The sequence below is a fragment of the Pseudomonas saudiphocaensis genome, assembly GCF_000756775.1.
Lineage (GTDB): Bacteria > Pseudomonadota > Gammaproteobacteria > Pseudomonadales > Pseudomonadaceae > Stutzerimonas > Stutzerimonas saudiphocaensis.
Genome location: NZ_CCSF01000001.1, coordinates 1,080,838 through 1,099,751 on the forward strand (window position 1 = coordinate 1,080,838; position 18,914 = coordinate 1,099,751).

The following is an 18,914-nucleotide window of genomic DNA, read 5'->3' on the forward strand; positions in this document are numbered from 1 at the left end:
TCAGCCGTTAGATGCCGCCACCCACATCAACCGACGCCTCGCTCAGCAGGCGGTCGATGGCCAGATCCAGCTCGTCCAGCGCCTGGATAGCGTTTGGGTGATTTTTCTTCAGCAGAATTTCACCGCGTTCACAGGCCGCGCGCAGCTGCGGCACCCCGCAATAGCGTGTTGCGCCGTGCAACCGGTGCACACGCTCAATCAACGTTTGCCGATCATTGGCTAGCCGCGCCTCACGAATGCCCTGGCGATCCTCTTCCAGGGAACCCAGCAACATGCCGATCATTTCTGCTGCCAGGTCGGCCTTGCCCGCTGCCAGCCGCAGGCCCTCTTCAGGATCAAACACCTTGAGGTTGTTCTCCGGCGGCATCGGTTCCACAGGCGCAAACACAGCGGTGCTGCGCGGCAACGGCAGGCCGGTCCACTTCAAAACCACCTGCGCCAGCTGCCGTTCACTGATCGGCTTGGTCAGGTAGTCGTCCAGACCGCTTTGCAGCAGCGAGCGCTTTTCGCTGGACAGCGCATGGGCAGTGAGCGCAACGATTGGCAACGGCGGCCGATCACAGTCGAACTCCCATTGGCGGATGGCCTCGGTGGTCTGCCGGCCGTCCATGCCTGGCATTTGCATGTCCATGAACACCATGTCGAAGTCCGTGCGCTTGACCGCCTCAAGCGCCTCCTGGCCGCTACTCACTGCCACGGCCTCGCCACCCATGTGAATCAGCAGGGTTTCCAGCAGCAGCAGGTTGGCCGGGTTGTCATCGACACAAAGCACACGCGGCGCGCGAGTAGCGGACACCACGACTGGCTCGACCAGCGCCTGCTGCGGGTGCAGCAGATCGAGCAGGACCCGCTGTAGCTTGCGTGTACAGGCCGGCTTGCCCTGTAGCTGGGAATAGGTGTGGGATTCGGGCAGTGCCTCGTGAAACTGCGTCTGCTCGCTGGTCGGACAGAGCACAATGGATTTGCAGCCAAGCCCCTCTAGCTCCCACAAACGCGGACGCAGTTGTTCCGGAGCGATTTCGCGCTCGGTCACGCCCAGTACCGCCGCTTCGATAGGCTCGATGCTCCGCTGCGCGGAGACCGCTTCCTGCAACTGGTCCAGGCTGTCGAAGGGCAAAACCTGCAAGCCGCAGCTTTCCAGCTGATGACGCAATGCCTCGCGCGTCAGCGGATGCAGCTCAAGCATCGCCACTCGGCGCCCGATCAGCGCCGGACGGGGTAGATCCTCCACATCATCTGCAGCCCTGGGCAGGCTCAGGCTAAGCCAGAACTCGGAGCCTTCATCCGGAATGCTGTCGACGCCGATTTCACCGCCCATTTGTTCCACAAGGCGCTTGGAAATCACCAGGCCCAGGCCGGTGCCGCCCGGCTGGCGCGACAGCGAGTTGTCCGCCTGGCTGAAGGCCTGGAACAGCGCCCGCAAGTCGTGCTCGGTCAGGCCGATACCGGTGTCTTGCACACTGATGCGCAGTTGCGCGCGATCGCTGCGCTCGTCCTCGACCATGGCGCGAACGACGATGGTGCCTTCATTGGTGAACTTGATGGCATTGCTCACCAGGTTGGTCAGTATCTGCTTGAGGCGCTGCGGGTCGCCCACCAGCGACAACGGTGTGTCGCGATAGACCAGGCTGACCAGTTCCAGCTGCTTGGCATGCGCTGCCGGGCCGAGGATGGTCAGGGTTTCCTCGATCAGATCGCGCAGATTGAACGGCACGCTCTCCAGAATCAGCTTGCCAGCCTCGATTTTGGAGAAGTCGAGAATCTCGTTGATGATGCCCAGCAGACTGTCGGCAGAACGCTCGATGGTCGACAGGTAATCCTGCTGGCGCGGGGTCAGGTCGCTTTTCTGCAGCAGGTGGGTAAAGCCGAGAATGCCATTGAGTGGCGTACGGATTTCATGGCTCATGTTGGCCAGGAATTCGGATTTGATCCGGCTCGCTTCCAATGCTTCCTTACGCGCCAGATCCAGCTCGATGTTCTGGATCTCGATGGTTTCCAGGTTCTGCCGCACATCTTCGGTGGCCTGGTCGATGCTCTGCTGCAGCTCTTCCCGGGCGCTGAGCAGGGACTCGGCCATGCGGTTGATCCCCGCCGCCAGTTCGTCCATCTCATGACTGCCAAGTGCCGGCAGTCGGGTTTCGAGGTGACCATCACGCAACTGCGCCACCGCAGCCTTGATCTGGTGCAGCGGCTTGCTGATGGCGCCACTCATGCGCAACGCCAGCATCGCGGTGATCAGCAAACCGGCGCCGATCAGCATCAGGCTGGTAAACATGCTGCGGTAGCCACGCAGCAGTGTGCCCTCGTGGGACAGCTCCAGTTCCAACCAGCCGATCTGCTGCTGGTTGCTGTTCGGGCCGATACTGGCCAGGTGCAGGTGCCTGCCGAGGATCGGCAATAGGATGCGGCTGGTATCGAGGTTACTGACTTGGGTCAGCGCTTCCGGATCAGCCGGCGGCGGTGGCGTAATCATGTTGGGCCCGGCGTGGGCCAGCAGGTTGCGCTCGATATCCAGCACCGTCACCGCTCGCACGTCTGGCTGGTCGAGCACCTGATTGAGAATGCGCTGCAATCGTTGGCCATATCCCTGCGCCATGGCTGGCGCGGCCAGGGGAGCCAGCTGCGTGGCAATCAGCTTCCCCCGCTCATTGAGCTGGTGACGCATCTCGGTCAGCTGCATCCAGGAGAAGTAGGCGCCGAGCACAAGGGCCAGCGCGGTCCCCGGCAGCAATGTCAGCAGCACTACACGACTTTTGATTCCCAAGTCCTTGAGCATGAATCCTTCCATTCCCATGATTGCCAGACGGCAGTGTAGCGGCTCAATGACGGGGAATCTGCCCTCTCATCCGTGAGCAGAGCGTCAATTGCGGCGAAGGGGGTCAATCCAGACCGCGAATCTCCTTGCCCTGGAAGTCCGGCAGTTTCCAGCCAAAAGTCATCGCCAGCACCCGGAACAGGAAGCCGCTGCCCAGCGCCAACAGAGTGGCCAGGGAGCTGTTGACCTCCAGCCAGAGCATGCCCACATAAAAGACGCCGGTGAACAGCGCCACCGTGGCATAGAGTTCGCGCTGCATAACCAGCGGCACCTGGTTGCAGAGGATGTCCCGCAGCAGGCCACCGAAGATGCCTGTGATCACCCCGGCCAGCACCACGATGGACGGATGGGCTTCCATCTCCAGCCCCACACCGCAGCCGATGACGGTAAAGGCCACCAGGCCCAGGCCGTCGACCAGCAGGAAGATCTGACGAAGATGATGCATGTGCCGCGCAATCATCGCCGTAACAATGGCCGCACCGATGGTGAAACTGAGATATTCGGGGTTGGCGATCCAGCCCACAGGATAATGGCCGAGCAGAATGTCACGCGCCGTTCCACCACCCAGCGCAGTCACGGTTCCCAGCATGCAGATGCCGAACAGATCCATGCCGCGCCGCATGCCCATGATGGCTCCGGACATGGCTTCCGCCGTAATCGCGATCAGATAGATGGTATGCAACAGGGTCACGGCGGCTCCAGAACAGGCAAGGGGGTGAAAGGCGGCGCGATTATGAGGCACACTGCGCCTCAATTGTTGTGGCTAAGCAAATTTAGGCTATGCAAATTTTTCCTTAACCGGAGCACCGCCGCGTGAATCTCGACCCCAGGCAGACCGAGGCCTTCCGCGCTGTCGTCAGGACCGGCAGTTTCGAGCAGGCCGCCCAGCTCCTGCACCTGACGCCTCCGGCGATTTCGCAGCGTGTACGCGCTCTGGAAAGCACCCTGGGCAACGCCCTGATCGTACGCAGCCGCCCCTGCCGGCCAACCGAAATCGGTCAGCGCCTGCTGCAATATCTCAAACGCGCCGCCCTGCTCGAAGCCGATCTGCTCGCCGACCTGGCCGAGCGCAGCGATGCGCCGCTGGTAGTCGTAGCGGCGCTGAATGCCGACAGCCTCGGCACCTGGTTCTTCCCAGCACTGGCCGAAGTGTTGCTGCGTGAGCGAGTGCTGCTGGATCTGAACGTCGAGGATCAGGACCACACCTACAGCCTGCTGGAAACCGGCCTGGCCATCGGCTGTATCAGCACCGAACCCAAACCCATGCGTGGTTGCACCGCCAGCCCGCTGGGCAGCATGCGCTATCGACTGGTGGCCTCCCGCGATTTTCGCCAGCGGCATTTTCCCAACGGTCTGAACCGCAATGCCGCACGCAAGGCACCGATAATTGCCTACACCCGCAAGGACCGTCTCACCTCATCCTTCCTGCTGCGCCAATTGGGCCTGCCGGAAGGCGCCTACCCCTGCCATTACGTCCCCGGTACCGAGCCGCGCGTCAATGCCATCCGCTATGGCCTGGGCTACGGCATGGTGCCCGAACTGCTGCTGCATGAGGTTCTGAGCCAAGGCACTTTGGTCGATCTGGCCGAGGATTCGCCGCTGGATATCTCGCTCTACTGGCACACCTGGAAAGTGCAATCGCCGCGGATGGAAAACCTTTCGCAGCGAATCCTGGAAGCGGCACCAAGGATTCTTGCCCGCCCTGACGATAGCGCCGAGCCTGTACAAACATGAGCATCACTGTTGCCCTACCGCCGCATCCCGTTTGCTGCTCGCCGCTGCTTGATCACTGGCCACTGCCACGCGCCCTGCCCGGCGTGCAGATGCTTAGCACCCGGTTTGACCCCAGCCTGCTCGATATCGAGGACTTTCAGCGCTGGGGCATTCCCGCACCGGAAGCCGTGAGCAAGCGCCAGACCGAATTTCTCGCGGGTCGCCTCTGCGCCCATGAAGCTCTGCGCCGAGCCACTGGCGTGGCGAGCATTCCAGCCGTCGGCGAGGACCGTGCGCCTTGTTGGCCCAATGGCGTGGTCGGTTCCATCACCCACGGCGCCGGCTGGGCGGCGGCGGTTGCGGCGCGCGCCGAGCAATGGCGAGGGCTGGGGCTGGACGTGGAACGGATATTGGTAAGCACCAGGGCTGACCGCCTGGCTGGTGAAATCCTTACACCACGGGAGCTGGAGAACTATGGCGATCTGGATGACAGTCAACGGGCAACGCTGGTCACCCTGACCTTTTCGATCAAGGAAAGCCTGTTCAAGGCGCTCTACCCGCTGGTGAACAAGCGCTTCTATTTTCAGGAAGCCGAGTTGATCCACCATGACGACAACGGTCAGGCACGCCTGCGGCTGCTGAATGATCTGTCGCAAGAGTGGAAAAGCGGCGCCGAGCTGGAGGGGCAGTTCGTACAATTCGACGGTTATCTGCTGAGCCTGGTCAGCATCGCCCGATAGATCGCCTCCCCTGTGGAACGGGCCATGCCCGTGAAGTGCAACCACTCCAGCGTGCAAGCCGTGTTCGTGGGCATGGCCCACTCCTACCAAGGCAGAAGCTGTCCGCCCTGGCTGGCACCACCCTGTGGGAACGGGCCATGCCCGTGAAATGCAACCACTCCAGCGTGCAAGCCCTGTTCGTGGGCATGGGCCCACTCCTACCAAGCCAAGGCGAGAAGCTGTCCGCCCTGGCTGGCACTATCCTGTGGGAACGGGCCATGCCCGAGAAATGCAACCACACCAACGTGCAAGCCGTGTTCGTGGGCATGGCCCACTCCTACCAAGGCGAGAAGCTGTCCGTCCTGGCTGGCACCATCCTGTGGGAACGGGCCATGCCCGTGAAATGCAACCACACCAGCGTGCAAGCCGTGTTCGTGGGCTGGCCCCCTCCTACGGTGCGCTGCTGCTGACCGGCTGCCTACGCGGCCAGGCCATGCTGAAGCAGGCACCGCCCATGTCGCTGCGGCTGATCTGCGCGCGGCCACCGTGCCAATAGGCGATCCGTCTGACGATGGATAGCCCCAACCCATGCCCGCCGGATGCCCGTGTGCGGCTGTCGTCCAGGCGCAGAAAGGGTGTGAATACCTTCTCCCAGTCCGCCTCCGGCACCCCTGGGCCGTCATCGTCGACGCTCAGCCGCGCGCGCTCGGCGTCCAGCACAAAGCTCACCCGCACCTGGGTTTCGGCATGGCGCATGGCGTTGCTGACCAGGTTGATCAGGGCACGACGCAAATAGTGCGGCTCAGCCTCAACCTGCGCACCTGCCTCATACATTTCACAGTCGCCACGCTCGATGCGGATATCCGCGCGCAGTGGCGCCAGCTCGACAATCACCTGATCCACCAGCGCCTGCAGATCGACAAGCTGGAAGTTCAGCTGCGGCGAACCGCGTTCAAGCCGGGTATAGACCAGCATTTCATCCACCAGGCGATCGAGGTCGTCGATATCGGTGTCCATGCCCTGCAGATACTTTTGCCGAACCTGGTCGTTCTGCGCTTCGGCGGTCATTTCCAGGCCGAAACGCAAGCGTGCCACCGGGGTGCGCAACTCGTGCGCTACGGCGCTGACCATCTCGCGCTGCACTGCCAGCAAGCGCTGCAGATGCACGGCCATGCCGTTGAAGGCCCTGGCCAGCTGCCCCACAGAATCACTGCCGGCATCCGGCACACGTGTAGCGAGATCGCCTTTGGCGATACGCGTCGCGGCGCTTTCCACCTCACGCAGGCGCCGCTCCAGCTGTCGCACCAATAAATAGACCGTCAGCCCGATCAGCGTCAGCCCGAGTGCGCCAATAAACAGCAACAGGTGTGGGGGATAAGGATTGAACTGGTACAACGGCCCCAACGCCATGATCCAGGCAGTGCCGGAGACTGCAGCAAATACACGCACCGCCTCTCCGCCATGATCCAGCGCCATCACCGTATCGCCTTCATCGAGGCGTCGGCGCTGATCATCGTCCAGGCTGGCACTGTCCCGGGTCAGCAGCTCGAGCGCATAGCCAAAGCCGTGGTTCTGCTTGAGCTCGGCCAGCCGCTGCGGCTGCTCGTCTTCGGGAAAGCGAATCAGCTCATCGATCAACAGATAGATGGTTGCGCGCGCCAGCTGCTCGCTGAGCTGCTCAACCTCGGCGGTCAGCACCAGCCGGTCGCGCCCGCTGACCAGGGCAAATACCGTTGTGCTGTTTGGTCGCAGCTTTTCTACCAGCACCTGCCCACGCAACAGGCGTGTTTCCAGGCGGCTTTCCAGGCTGACGTCATCCAGGGTACGCACCCGCAGGGGCACACCCAGCAAGCGGCCCCAGAGGTTGGCCGCCTGGCGCCGCTCGATGGGCGTCATGCTGCTCATGTTGTGCGCCATCAGGCGAAAGGTGCCGCTGGCCAGCGCTTCGCGATGATGATCCGCGCGCACTTCATTGAGCATTTGCAGGCCGCCGGCGCCCAGCAGCGCAACCAGCACCAACACGGCGAGCATGCCGCCGTAGATGCGCAGGAATATGGAATTCACTGCAGCGCTTGCGCCGCTTCGGAAACGAAAAGATAACCCTTGCCGCGTACCGTTTTGATCAGCCGGGGATGCTCGGGATCGTCACCGATACGGGGGCGGATACGCGAAATGCGCACATCGATGGAGCGATCCTGACCGTCGTATTCGATGCCGCGCAGCTCGGCAAAGATTTCCTCGCGCGACAGGGTGCGACCCGGATTGGAAGCCAGCAGCCAGAGCAGATCGAATTCAGCCCCGGTCAGCTCGATCAGCTCGCCGCGCAACCAGGCTTCACGCAGAGCGCTATCAACTACCAGCGGACCATACTGCAGGCGCTTGCTGTTGCTGCTCGGCGCCTCGAGATATTCACGCCGGCGCAGTAAGGCACGGATGCGTGCCAGCAGCAGCCTTGGGCGGACCGGCTTGCACACATAGTCGTCAGCGCCGGTCTCCAGACCCAGCACCTGGTCGAGGTCATCGGCTCGAGCGGTGAGCATCAGGATCGGGCCATCGTAACGATCACGCACCTGGCGGCAAATGCTCAGGCCGTCTTCGCCTGGCAGCATCAGATCAAGCACCACCAAATCAGGTCGCTCGCTGATGATGCGCTCGGCCGCCTTGGCGCCATCGGCTTCGATCGATACTTGCAGGCCGTTGCCTTCAAGATACTCCCGGGTCAGCTCGGCCAGCCGCTGATCGTCTTCGACAATCAGAATGCTCCATGTCTCTTGATCCACATCTCTCCCTCCCCTTGTTGCGACGGCGGCATTGTAGCGTTACGCCGATACCGGAGGGCAGCATCGCAACCTTCACGCTAGACGGACTTGCTGCCAATCACTGCTCTTCTTCTTAGATGCCTTAGCGTCTCGCAGGCGACTTTGACAAACCACTATATATAGTGTTCAGCCGAAATCACCGACTGGCGCCTAGGATGCCTTATCAAGGTGTGTTTCGTCTGATTCGCTCTGGCCGGCGAATAGCGCCGCTTGGCAAGGTTTCACCCACAAAGCGCGCACATGTTATCCACAGCTTGTTAAGTTTTTACGGCCTTGCAACCCGCAAAGCTCGGGATTAAGGTGCCCGCCCCGAGCATAAAACCCCAGATATTGGGGCGCAACAAGCCATAGAACACAACTACCGATAAAAGCAAGCAAAATAATTTTCCCCCTCAAGTTTTGTATACAGCGAGATCTTCTGCTTCCGGCAAAGGCTCTGCTGCCGTGCTTCTGAGGATTTCGGCTTTGCTTTGCTTCATCCCATAAAAGGTGTAACCGATAACTGCCAAACACTATATCTAGTGTTTTGAGGTTGTGAACCTCACAGCCGATGACTATCCTTCGGGACACCTATTTCCCGCCCAGGCGGCAGAAAAAACCATTTTTGTTGTACCCGCGCAGGCGAGCCTGCGCGGGGGTATTGCGACCAAGAACCTCACGTGCCACCGAGAAGAAGAGAATCCGGAGACCCCATGCAGAACGAGTCCATTCGCGAGAATCCGCAGGCAGCCGATACCACCCTGGATCTGGCTGCTACCGCGCCGGGCCAGCTTCGCGTGATCAAACGCAACGGCACCGTTGTGCCTTACACAGATGACAAGATCACCATTGCCATCACCAAGGCCTTTCTCGCAGTGGAAGGCGACAACGCCGCCGCCTCGTCGCGCATCCACGACACCGTCGCGCGTCTGACCGAGCAGGTCACCGCCACCTTCAAGCGCCGCATGCCGTCGGGCGGCACCATCCACATCGAGGAAATCCAGGACCAGGTCGAGCTGGCCCTGATGCGTGCCGGCGAGCAGAAGGTCGCCCGCGACTACGTGATCTACCGCGAAGCCCGCGCCCAGGAGCGCAAGAACGCCAGCGTCGGCGGCCAGATCGCCCAGCCGCACCCCAGCATTCGCATCGTCCAGGCCGACGGCAGCCAGCGCCCGCTGGATCTGGGTCGCCTGCAGACCATCCTCCGTGAAGCCTGCGAAGGCCTGGCTGAAGTCGACGGCGCGCTGATCGAGCGCGAAACTCTGAAGAACCTCTACGACGGCGTGGCCGAAAAGGACGTCAACACCGCCCTGGTGATGACCGCCCGTACCCTGGTCGAGCGCGAGCCGAACTACAGCTACGTAACCGCCCGCCTGCTGATGGACACCCTGCGCGCCGAAGCGCTGGGCTTCCTCGAAGTCGCCGAATCCGCCACCCACCACGAAATGGCCGACCTCTACGCCAAGGCGCTGCCGGTCTATGTGGAAAAGGGTGTGGAGTTCGAGCTGCTCGACCCGCGTCTGAAGGAGTTCGACCTGGCCAAGCTGGGCGCTGCGATCAACCACGAGCAGGACCAGCAGTTCACCTACCTCGGCCTGCAGACGCTCTACGACCGCTACTTCATCCACAAGGACAACGTCCGCTTCGAGCTGCCGCAGATCTTCTTTATGCGCGTGGCCATGGGCCTGGCCATTGAGGAAGAGCAGCGCGAAGTCCGCGCCATCGAGTTCTACAACCTGCTGTCGTCGTTCGACTACATGGCCTCCACGCCGACCCTGTTCAACGCCGGCACCCTGCGTCCGCAGCTGTCCTCCTGCTACCTGACCACCGTGCCGGACGATCTGGGCGGCATCTACGACTCCATCCGCGATAACGCCCTGCTCTCCAAGTTCGCCGGCGGCCTGGGCAACGACTGGACCAACGTCCGTGCCCTGGGCGCCTACATCAAGGGCACCAACGGCAAGTCCCAGGGCGTTGTGCCCTTCCTGAAGGTGGTCAACGACACCGCCGTGGCGGTAAACCAGGGCGGCAAGCGCAAGGGCGCGGTCTGCGCCTACCTGGAAACCTGGCACCTGGATATCGAGGAATTCCTCGAGCTGCGCAAGAACACCGGTGACGACCGTCGCCGTACCCACGACATGAACACCGCCAACTGGATTCCGGACCTGTTCATGAAGCGCGTCTTCGACGACGGCAAGTGGACCCTGTTCTCACCCAACGAAGTACCCGACCTGCACGACCTCACCGGCAAGGCCTTCGAGGAGCGCTACGAGTACTACGAGGCCCTGACCGAGTACGGCAAGATCAGGAACTTCAAGACCCTGCAGGCCAAAGACCTGTGGCGCAAGATGCTTTCGATGCTATTCGAAACCGGCCACCCGTGGCTGACCTTCAAGGACCCGTGCAACCTGCGCAGCCCGCAGCAGCACGTGGGCGTGGTGCACAGCTCCAACCTCTGCACCGAGATCACCCTGAACACCAGTGCCGACGAGATCGCCGTCTGCAACCTGGGCTCGGTGAACCTGCCCAAGCACATCGTTGACGGCAAGCTCGATACCGCCAAGCTGGAGCGCACCATCCGCACCGCCGTACGCATGCTCGATAACGTCATCGACATCAACTACTACTCGGTGCCCCAGGCACGCAATTCCAACCTCAAGCACCGCCCGGTGGGCCTGGGCATCATGGGCTTCCAGGACGCGCTGTACCTGCAGCACATCCCCTACGGCTCCGAAGCGGCCATCGAGTTTGCCGACAAGTCGATGGAAGCTGTCAGCTACTACGCCATCCAGGCTTCCTGTGACCTGGCCGACGAGCGCGGCGCCTACGAGACCTTCCAGGGCTCGCTGTGGAACCAGGGCATCCTGCCGCTGGATTCCCAGCAGATCCTCATCGAGGCCCGTGGCCGGAAGTACATCGACGTCGACCTGACCGAGTCCCTGGACTGGGCCCCGGTGCGCGAGCGCGTGAAGAACGGCATCCGCAACTCGAACATCATGGCCATCGCGCCGACCGCGACCATCGCCAACATCACCGGCGTATCGCAGTCCATCGAGCCGACCTACCAGAACCTGTACGTGAAATCGAACCTGTCCGGCGAATTCACCGTGATCAACCCCTACCTGGTGCGCGACCTCAAGGCACGCGGCCTGTGGGACTCGGTAATGATCAACGACCTCAAGTACTACGACGGTTCGGTGCAGCAGATCGAGCGGATCCCGCAGGAGTTGAAAGACCTCTACGCGACCGCCTTCGAAGTGGAAACCCGCTGGATCGTTGACGCCGCCAGCCGCCGCCAGAAGTGGATCGACCAGGCCCAGTCGCTGAACCTCTATATCGCTGGCGCCAGCGGCAAGAAGCTCGACGTGACCTACCGCATGGCCTGGTACCGTGGCCTGAAAACCACCTACTACCTCCGTGCCCTGGCCGCGACCAGCACCGAGAAGTCCACCGTTAACACCGGCAAGCTCAACGCCGTGTCCAACGGCAGCGGCGACGGCTTCAGCGGCGCCCCGGCGAAAGCCGCTCCGGCACCGGAAATGTCCGCCGGCCCAGCCCCGGTACCGAAGGCCTGTGCCATCGATGAGCCGGACTGCGAAGCCTGCCAATAAGTAGTTAAGTCGCGATCCCCAGAGCGGGCCGCGCGTTGTTGCCCGTCAGGCCGGCCCCCATCACGTACATACGTACGCTCAGGGGCTCCGACCCGCCAGGCGCCTAGCGCTGCCTCGCTCTGGAAACCGCTTGCACCGAGGGGATGCTGAAAGCACTGCTCCGAGGCGCGAGAGAAAACCGAACTTAGGGGAGCGAAGCGAACGCCACCCTTCGCTTACGAAGCGAAATTACCCTGTAGGAGCGAGCTTGCTCGCGAATCAGCCTCCTGCCAACGCAGGGCCGGGTTCGTCAACCAAGCCCGAGGCCACCAAAAATCAGTCCCCTCACCCCTCCGGGGAGAGGGCTAGGGTGAGGGGCAGCACCACCAGACAACACCAAGGCCGGCCCAACCCCGACCTGTTAAAGAACACCGGGACGCAGGACACCACAGCCCTGCCCCAACAAAACATCCGCTTTTGCGTGCAAACCAAAAGCCACCAAATACTTCCGACCGGCCGCGCCGGTCCCCAATCAGGAGAAACCGCCATGCTGAGCTGGGACGAATTCGACGAAGAAGAAACCACCACCGCGCCAAGCGCCGCCACGCCGGCCGCTGTTGCGCAACCTGCGCCACAGACCGCCACAAAACTGGACAACCAGGCCGCCGGCTCCGTCGAAGAAGCCCGCGCCGTTGCCGCTGACGATTCCTCCGCCGTTGCCCGCGCCAAGCAGGCGCTCAACGAGCTCGACATCCGCGAAGGCCTTGCTGAGCTGGAAGGCGAATCCGCCCGCGTTCAGGTCGGCGACAAGCAGATGATCAACGCCCGCGCCGACCTCAACCAGCTCGTCCCCTTCAAGTACGACTGGGCCTGGCAGAAGTATCTGGATGGCTGCGCCAACCACTGGATGCCGCAAGAGGTCAACATGACCGCCGACATCGCCCTGTGGAAGAGCGTGGACGGCCTCTCCGAGGACGAGCGCCGCATCGTCAAGCGCAACCTCGGCTTCTTCTCCACCGCCGACAGCCTGGTGGCCAACAACCTGGTGCTGGCCGTGTACCGCCTGATCACCAACCCCGAGTGCCGCCAGTACATCCTGCGCCAGGCCTTCGAAGAGGCGATCCACACCCACGCCTACCAGTACTGCATCGAATCGCTGGGCATGGATGAAGGCGAGATCTTCAACATGTACCACGAGATCCCGAGCGTCGCGAAGAAGGCCTCCTGGGGCCTCAAGTACACCCGCTCGATCTCCGACCCGACCTTCCAGACCGGCACCGTCGAGACCGACAAGGAATTCCTGCGCAACCTCATCGCCTACTACTGCGTACTGGAAGGCATCTTCTTCTACTGCGGCTTCACCCAGATCCTCTCCATGGGCCGCCGCAACAAGATGACCGGCACCGCCGAGCAGTTCCAGTACATCCTGCGCGACGAGTCCATGCACCTGAACTTCGGCATCGACGTGATCAACCAGATCAAGATCGAAAACCCGCACCTGTGGGACGCCCAGATGAAGGACGAAGCGACCCAGATGATTCTCCAGGGCACCCAACTGGAAATCGAATACGCCCGCGACACCATGCCCCGCGGCGTACTGGGCATGAACGCGGCGATGATGGAGGACTACCTCAAATTCATCGCCAACCGCCGGTTGACGCAGATTGGATTGAAGGAAGAGTACCCGGGCACCACCAACCCGTTCCCGTGGATGAGTGAAATCATGGATCTGAAGAAAGAGAAGAACTTCTTTGAGACGCGAGTGATTGAGTATCAGACTGGTGGGGCTTTGAGCTGGGATTGATGCTTAAAGCACAGCAGGTACAGAACCGTACCTAAGAAGAAAAAGCCCCTCTACCGTCCGCGCCAACGGAAGGTAGAGGGGCGAGCGAACCTGAAGATCAGCGCCGTCAGTTTCGCCCTCATGGCTGGAACCCCTGCCCGAAGCCTGTCTATGGTAGCGCCTCAGCCCTTCACCTCGCACAACCCACCCGGCACCCCCATCACCCAATCCCGCACCGCCTTAATCGTCGGATCATCCCGCCGCCCCTCTGGATAAACCAGATGAAACGGCTTGCCCTCCATCACCGGCCCGAATGGCTGCACCAACCGCCCCTCCCGCAACTCATCCTCGATCAGTTGCCGACTCATCAAGGCCACGCCCTGCGCGCCGATGGCGGCTGAAATCGCGTGGGTCTCGTCGGAGAAGACCAGCCCTGCGTTGACGTCCAGCCCCGGCACCTGGGCCAGCTTCTGCCAGGCCGCCCAATGAATCGGCGCGGAGACCGCGCCTTGGGCGCGGAAGTGGATAAGTGAATGCCGGGGCAAATCCGCCGCGTCGTGCAGGCCCAGCTCCGGGCTGCAGGTCGGGACGAAGGTGTTGTCGAACAGCTTCTCGGCCACCAGCCCCGGCCAACGGCCGTCGCCGTAGCGGATGGCGACATCGGCCGTGACGCCATCCAGCGCCACCGGCTCGTGGGAGGTGTGAAAGCGCAGGTCGATGTCGGGGTGGGTGTCGCGCAGCATGCACACCCAGGGCACCAGCCAGCGCACCGCTATCGCCGGGGTGGTGCTGAGCGTGATCGCCTGGCGGCAGGGCCCAGAGCGCAGGCGCTCGACCGTTGCGCCGATGCTGTCGAACGCGGTTTCCAGCGTCTGCTGCAGCTCGCGGCCCTGGTCGGTCAGTTCCAGCTTGCGCGGCTTGCGCAGAAACAGCGCCACGCCGAGGGATTCCTCCAGCAAGCGAATCTGGTGGCTGATGGCCGTGGCGGTGACGGACAGCTCTTCCGCGGCCTGCTTGGCGCTCTCGTGGCGGGCAGCCGCTTCGAAGGCGCGCAAGGCGGAAAGCGAGGGTAGGCGCCGGTTTGCCATGGCTGAATTTTCCTCATCCGTAACCGGAAATTTTCATCGTTTGTCGCACATAAAGCCTAGCCCTAGCCTGGGTCTGCCGCTAATGACAGATGAATTCGTTTACAGAGGAGACCCACCATGACTCACCTTCTGCAGCTCGACGCCAGCGCCCGTCCCGGCCTTGCTGGCCAGGACGCCCACGGCTCTCACAGCCGTAATCTCAGCCATCGCTTCGTCAGCCAGTGGCTGGCCCGCCGCCCGCAGGACAGCCTGACCTATGGGGATATCGGCCAGAATCCGCCCTCCTACGTCACCCACGACTGGATCGCCTCGGCCTTTACGCCGGAGGAACGCCGTGAACCCTGGATGCATGACGCGCTGGCCGAAAGCGACCTGCTGGTGGATGAACTGCTCGCCGCCGATGTGCTGGTCATCGGCACTCCGCTCTACAACTTCGGCATGCCGGCGCAGCTCAAGGCCTGGGTGGATCAGGTGGTACGCCTGAACCGCACGGTGGGTATCGATGAAACGCTGCTGCCCAACGACCCATACCTGCCGTTGTTGGGGGACCGGCCACGGCACGCAGTAATCCTCACCGCGCGAGGCGGGATCGGCTTCGGTCCTGGCGGGGAGATGGCGCACATGAACCACCTGGAGCCGAACCTGGTGACCGCGCTGAACTTCATCGGCATCACCCGCATTCATCAGATCGCCATCGAGGGCCAGGAAACCGGCGGCGAGGTGTTGGCCGCCTCGGTGGCCCAGGCGCTGCAACAGGTCGATGCCCTGGTCGCGGAGCTTCAGTCCAAAATACCGGGTGCCGCCGCCAAAGCGATTCCTGAAACGCAGGCTGAGACGGTTTAGTCGACTGATGCCAGGGAATGCATTCCGGCTGGAGAGCGTCCTTTGGTGATAACAAGAGGTATTTGATAAGCGCGTGGAAAAGGCTTCGCCGTTTTCCACCCTACTGCCGTCTGGCTCGGACAGCGTTGCCCAGTACAATGCCCGTCCTCAACACGCCACCGGAGCCCGCCATGTTCACCCTCACCCACCTGGACACCCCGCCGCCGGAATCGCTGAAAAGCCAGGTGCTGCAGATGGTGGTGGACTACCTCAGCGATATCAGCCCGGTTTCGCTCCCGCCCAGCAACCCGCTGTATCAGCTGTATCAATACGTGGTGGGGTTCGAGGTGCACCGCTATCTGGACAGCATGGACGGCGCTCAGCCCGGAAAGCCCGAGCTGATCATGGCGCTGGACGCCGAGGACCCGGCGCAGCTGCTGGGGTTTGCGCTCTACCTGCCCTATGTGGATGACGCCGAGGCCTGCTCGCTGCTGTATCTGGCAGTGCAGGCAGACCATCGCCGACAGGGCATCGGCCGCGCCATGGTCGAAGCGATGGTGACGCGTTATCCCCACGCCGAGGTCGCCTGCGTGGCCGGCAAGGCGCCCTACTTCGAGACCCTGGGCTTTCTGCCGCTGACTGCTCGGGGCCCGCAAATGGTGATGAATACGCGCCATCAGGCATCCGACGGGCTGGTGGCCGTGCAGGATCTGCAGCCGATCTTCCAGTCCCAGGAAGTGCGGCAGATACATAGCTATCTGGTGAAGCAACACGGCGCGCAGGCCATGAGCGACGCGGAAAAAGAGCGCGACCGCCTGCTCGACCAACTGGCGCAACAGGCACTTCACCTGGTCGAGACGGCTTCAGCCAAGCGCCTGCATTGATCGGGCTATCAAAGCGTTACGGCCCGCGCTTCACTTCTGGAAGCGCCGGCAGGTTTCATCGCTTCACGCAGGCAAATATCGCGTTCCCGGACGTTTCGTTCCACGCCACGACCTTGCCGTAGTCGTGTTCGAGCACCTGGACCTCGAAGTACGGGGCCAGCACACCGATCAGTTCGCCAAAACTCACCGCCACCATCGGGTGCTCGTCGTGCCACACCTGGGTTTGAGCGGCGCAGGCCTTTTCGATACTGAGCCTCAGCGACTGCTTTTCGCCAACCCCGCAGTAATGCCAGCCGGAGCGGAAGGTGAAGCGGCTGCCTTCATGCTCGGCGGCATGGGAGACGGACAGCGCGTTGTCGATCTTGTCCTTGTCCACCGCGTTGAAGCAGAACAGGCCTCCGGCCGCGAGTGCGCCATGCACGCTGGCGATACAGGCTTTCAGCCGATCGATGCCGGCGCTGTAGTGGATGGAGTAGAGAAAGCAGGTAATCAGATCCACCGGCTCGCTCAAGCTGAACGTACACATGTCCTGCAGCGAAAAATGCGCTTCGGGGCAGCGGATGGCGGCCCGGTTCAGCATGGGCTGATTGATGTCGAGCCCGCCGCTCTGGTAGCCGAAGTCGATGAAATGACGGACGTGCGGCCCCGTCCCGCAGGCCAGGTCGAGGTGCCTGACACCGCCGTTGCCAAAGATCTGCTGCAGCCGATGAACACAACGGCTCTGCGCCTGGTAGTCGATATCGGCGCACATCAGGTCGTAATAACCGGACAGGTCGGTATAGAGGGCATTGACGGACATGGCGACCTGACTCTTTTTACGTAGGGCCGTTGGCGGGCGCGCATCATATAGCCCGCAAAGCCCGGCGTCGCGCCCAACGAAAAGTGAAGTCGCCACCGGCGAGCCTACCGCCGCCATCCGTCCTCGACCGCCACTCCTCGGCGTTGACCTACGCCTGCGGTTGCAGCACGTGTGCGGCGAATCCCTTCTGCCCCGGCGCCACATCGGCCTTGAGGGTAAGGGCCGGTATCTCGTAGTCGCCGGCGTTCTGCTTGCGATAGGCGATGGGCTCGGTGCGCCACAGGTTGTCGAGGCGCTCACCGAGGGCTTCGCAGAGCCCAGCGAAACGGACCTCGTCGATACGGCTCGTGCGGTGCACCACGAACGGCGGCAGCACATCGAAACCGGGGTAATGCAGGATGCCGTGGTGGATGGGAAACAGCAGATCATCCATCGGGCCGTTGATGCCGCGCGGGCCGTAGTGGTCACCACCAGCATGGCCCGTTTACCCACCATCGAACCCTCACCGTAGCGGTCGCCCCAGCGCGCATCCGAGTGCTCGCCGACGCCGTAGGCGAAACCATAGGCGTAGACCCGATCGACCCAGCCTTTGAGGATCGCCGGCATGGAAAACCACCAGAGCGGGAACTGCAGGATCACTCCGTCCGCCCAGCGCAGCTTCTCCTGCTCGGCGGCAATGTCGGGGCGCTGCGAGCCACTGGCGAAGGCGCGCCTGGACGCCTCGGAGACATCCAGGCGTGTTGCAGGATCGTGATCCAGGCTGTCGCTGGCATCGATGGGCGCCTTCCAGGCCATGGCATACAGGTCGGACACCTGCACCGCGTGACCGGCGGCCTGCAGTCGTTGGACGGTGAAGTCCTTGAGTGCACCGTTCAGCGAGCGGGGTTCGGGATGGGCATAGACAATCAGGACATTCATGGGAAACCTCCGTGGCGTGACGAGCTCAGGATGAGGTTTCACCCAGCTATATTGAAAATGAATAGCCAATATTCCAGGTATGCGCATGAATAATCTCAGACGTCTGGACCTGAACTTGCTGGTAACGCTGGACGTGCTGCTGACCGAGCATAACGTCACCCGCGCCGCCGAACGCCTGAATCTCTCGCAGCCCTCGGTGAGCGTGCATCTGGCCAAGCTGCGGGAAATATTCGGTGACCCGCTGCTATTGCCCGGCCCACGGGGTATGCGCCCTACCGCGCGAGCCGAGGGGCTGCGTGAGCCACTGCGCCTGGCATTAGAGGCGTTGGAGCAGGCCGTCGCGCCTGCCAGCCCTTTCGACCCGGGCGCCGCCACTGATATCTGGCGCATCGCGGCGTCGGACTATGGCGAGTCGGCCATCCTGCTACCCACACTGGCTGGCCTGCGCAGGGCAGCCCCGGGCACGCGCATCGCCGTTGTCGAGATGGTGCCCTCGCGCATCGCCCGGCAAGCTGAACAGGGCGATATCGACCTGGCCTTGCACACGGTTGAAGGCTCGCCGCCCAACCTGCGCCGCCGCACGCTGTTCAATGAGCGCTATGTGCTGGCAGGCCGCGCCGGGCACCCGAGCCTCAAGCGGCGGCCAACCCTCGAACAGTTCTGCGCGCTCGACCAGGTCATCGTCTCGCCGGGCGGCGGCGGGTTCCAGGGCGCCACCGATCAGGCGCTCGCGCGGCATGGCCTGGAGCGCCGGGTGGTGCTGTCAGTGCCCCACTTCCTGTTTCTGCGTTCGGTGCTGGAAAGCACTGACCTGGTTGCCATGCTGCCCGAGCGGCTGGTGCAAGGCAGCGCTGCACTGCAGGTGGTAGACGCCCCGCTGGAAATACCAGGCTACGCGATGGCCATGCTTTGGCACGAGCGCTGCCACCGCGACCCCGCCCATCAATGGCTGCGTGAACAGATCGTCAACGCCATGTGAACCGAC

General features: G+C 62.5%; 14 protein-coding genes and 1 pseudogene. 8 read left to right on the forward strand and 7 right to left on the reverse strand.

All coding sequences use genetic code 11. From position 1 onward, the window contains the following. Positions 1–7: 7 nt before the first annotated feature. Together BN1079_RS05140 and BN1079_RS05145 are read right to left on the reverse strand one after the other, a co-directional pair. Positions 8–2,776: an ATP-binding protein gene (locus BN1079_RS05140; protein WP_037022818.1), complete on the reverse strand. Its 2,769-nt coding sequence runs from the start codon at positions 2,774–2,776 to the stop codon at positions 8–10. A 103-nt stretch (positions 2,777–2,879) separates the two neighbouring features. After that, positions 2,880–3,506: a trimeric intracellular cation channel family protein gene (locus BN1079_RS05145; RefSeq protein ID WP_037022820.1), complete on the reverse strand. Its 627-nt coding sequence runs from the start codon at positions 3,504–3,506 to the stop codon at positions 2,880–2,882. A 122-nt stretch (positions 3,507–3,628) separates the two neighbouring features. Here BN1079_RS05145 and BN1079_RS05150 point away from each other — a divergent pair, with 122 nt between their 5' ends. The 3 genes from BN1079_RS05150 (at position 3,629) to BN1079_RS05160 (ending at position 5,717) form a co-directional block, all read left to right on the forward strand. Further along, positions 3,629–4,549, forward strand: coding sequence for an HTH-type transcriptional regulator ArgP (locus tag BN1079_RS05150; RefSeq protein WP_037022821.1), 921 nt, complete (start codon positions 3,629–3,631; stop codon positions 4,547–4,549). Continuing rightward, complete coding sequence (locus BN1079_RS05155; protein WP_037022822.1) at positions 4,546–5,268, forward strand: 4'-phosphopantetheinyl transferase family protein; 723 nt, start codon at positions 4,546–4,548, stop codon at positions 5,266–5,268. The genes BN1079_RS05150 and BN1079_RS05155 overlap by 4 nt, the downstream gene beginning before the upstream one ends. Positions 5,269–5,405: 137 nt before the next feature. Next, positions 5,406–5,717 carry a hypothetical protein gene (locus tag BN1079_RS05160; protein WP_037022824.1) on the forward strand — a complete coding sequence of 104 codons (312 nt, stop codon included), beginning with the start codon at positions 5,406–5,408 and terminating at the stop codon, positions 5,715–5,717. Here BN1079_RS05160 and BN1079_RS05165 read toward each other — a convergent pair. Further along, positions 5,698–7,311 carry an ATP-binding protein gene (locus tag BN1079_RS05165; protein WP_037022826.1) on the reverse strand — a complete coding sequence of 538 codons (1,614 nt, stop codon included), beginning with the start codon at positions 7,309–7,311 and terminating at the stop codon, positions 5,698–5,700. The two genes, BN1079_RS05160 and BN1079_RS05165, sit on opposite strands and share 20 nt — an antisense overlap. After that, positions 7,308–8,027 (reverse strand): response regulator, encoded by a 720-nt coding sequence (locus BN1079_RS05170; protein WP_037022827.1) that lies wholly within the window; start codon positions 8,025–8,027, stop codon positions 7,308–7,310. Before BN1079_RS05170 ends, BN1079_RS05165 begins: the two co-directional genes overlap by 4 nt. Before the next feature lie 731 nt (positions 8,028–8,758). On the opposite strand from BN1079_RS05170, the gene BN1079_RS05175 reads away from it, so the two are divergent. Both BN1079_RS05175 and BN1079_RS05180 read left to right on the forward strand, forming a co-directional pair. Next, positions 8,759–11,656 (forward strand): ribonucleoside-diphosphate reductase subunit alpha, encoded by a 2,898-nt coding sequence (locus tag BN1079_RS05175; RefSeq protein WP_037022828.1) that lies wholly within the window; start codon positions 8,759–8,761, stop codon positions 11,654–11,656. 526 nt (positions 11,657–12,182) lie between these two features. Further along, the gene (locus tag BN1079_RS05180) at positions 12,183–13,439 is read left to right on the forward strand and encodes a ribonucleotide-diphosphate reductase subunit beta (RefSeq protein ID WP_037022830.1); all 1,257 of its coding nucleotides are present in this window, start codon (positions 12,183–12,185) and stop codon (positions 13,437–13,439) included. Positions 13,440–13,600: 161 nt separating this feature from the next. On the opposite strand, the gene gcvA is transcribed toward BN1079_RS05180, so the two are convergent. Further along, on the reverse strand, positions 13,601–14,506 hold the full coding sequence (gene gcvA / locus BN1079_RS05185; RefSeq protein WP_037022831.1) for a transcriptional regulator GcvA: 906 nt from the start codon (positions 14,504–14,506) through the stop codon (positions 13,601–13,603). A gap of 117 nt (positions 14,507–14,623) precedes the next feature. Between gcvA and BN1079_RS05190 the strand changes: the two genes are divergently transcribed. Together BN1079_RS05190 and BN1079_RS05195 are read left to right on the forward strand one after the other, a co-directional pair. Next, positions 14,624–15,349, forward strand: coding sequence for an FMN-dependent NADH-azoreductase (locus BN1079_RS05190; RefSeq protein ID WP_037022833.1), 726 nt, complete (start codon positions 14,624–14,626; stop codon positions 15,347–15,349). Positions 15,350–15,519: 170 nt separating this feature from the next. Next, positions 15,520–16,212: a GNAT family N-acetyltransferase gene (locus tag BN1079_RS05195; RefSeq protein WP_037022835.1), complete on the forward strand. Its 693-nt coding sequence runs from the start codon at positions 15,520–15,522 to the stop codon at positions 16,210–16,212. A 55-nt stretch (positions 16,213–16,267) separates the two neighbouring features. On the opposite strand, the gene BN1079_RS05200 is transcribed toward BN1079_RS05195, so the two are convergent. Both BN1079_RS05200 and BN1079_RS05205 read right to left on the reverse strand, forming a co-directional pair. Continuing rightward, complete coding sequence (locus BN1079_RS05200; RefSeq protein ID WP_037022836.1) at positions 16,268–17,011, reverse strand: class I SAM-dependent DNA methyltransferase; 744 nt, start codon at positions 17,009–17,011, stop codon at positions 16,268–16,270. Between the two features lie 148 nt (positions 17,012–17,159). Next, a pseudogene (locus tag BN1079_RS05205) lies at positions 17,160–17,929 on the reverse strand (NAD(P)H-dependent oxidoreductase). Positions 17,930–18,014: 85 nt separating this feature from the next. Between BN1079_RS05205 and BN1079_RS05210 the strand changes: the two are divergent. Further along, on the forward strand, positions 18,015–18,908 hold the full coding sequence (locus tag BN1079_RS05210; RefSeq protein WP_037026629.1) for a LysR family transcriptional regulator: 894 nt from the start codon (positions 18,015–18,017) through the stop codon (positions 18,906–18,908). Positions 18,909–18,914: the final 6 nt, after the last annotated feature.

Excerpts from the sequence above, each read along its gene's own strand:
- BN1079_RS05140 (WP_037022818.1), bottom strand. The coding sequence starts at position 2,776 with ATGCTCAAGGACTTGGGAATCAAAAGTCGTGTAGTGCTGCTGACATTG.
- BN1079_RS05155 (WP_037022822.1), top strand. The coding sequence starts at position 4,546 with ATGAGCATCACTGTTGCCCTACCGCCGCATCCCGTTTGCTGCTCGCCG.
- BN1079_RS05160 (WP_037022824.1), top strand. The coding sequence starts at position 5,406 with ATGCCCGTGAAATGCAACCACTCCAGCGTGCAAGCCCTGTTCGTGGGC.
- BN1079_RS05175 (WP_037022828.1), top strand. The coding sequence starts at position 8,759 with ATGCAGAACGAGTCCATTCGCGAGAATCCGCAGGCAGCCGATACCACC.
- BN1079_RS05180 (WP_037022830.1), top strand. The coding sequence starts at position 12,183 with ATGCTGAGCTGGGACGAATTCGACGAAGAAGAAACCACCACCGCGCCA.
- gcvA (WP_037022831.1), bottom strand. The coding sequence starts at position 14,506 with ATGGCAAACCGGCGCCTACCCTCGCTTTCCGCCTTGCGCGCCTTCGAA.
- BN1079_RS05190 (WP_037022833.1), top strand. The coding sequence starts at position 14,624 with ATGACTCACCTTCTGCAGCTCGACGCCAGCGCCCGTCCCGGCCTTGCT.
- BN1079_RS05195 (WP_037022835.1), top strand. The coding sequence starts at position 15,520 with ATGTTCACCCTCACCCACCTGGACACCCCGCCGCCGGAATCGCTGAAA.
- BN1079_RS05200 (WP_037022836.1), bottom strand. The coding sequence starts at position 17,011 with ATGTCCGTCAATGCCCTCTATACCGACCTGTCCGGTTATTACGACCTG.
- BN1079_RS05210 (WP_037026629.1), top strand. The coding sequence starts at position 18,015 with ATGAATAATCTCAGACGTCTGGACCTGAACTTGCTGGTAACGCTGGAC.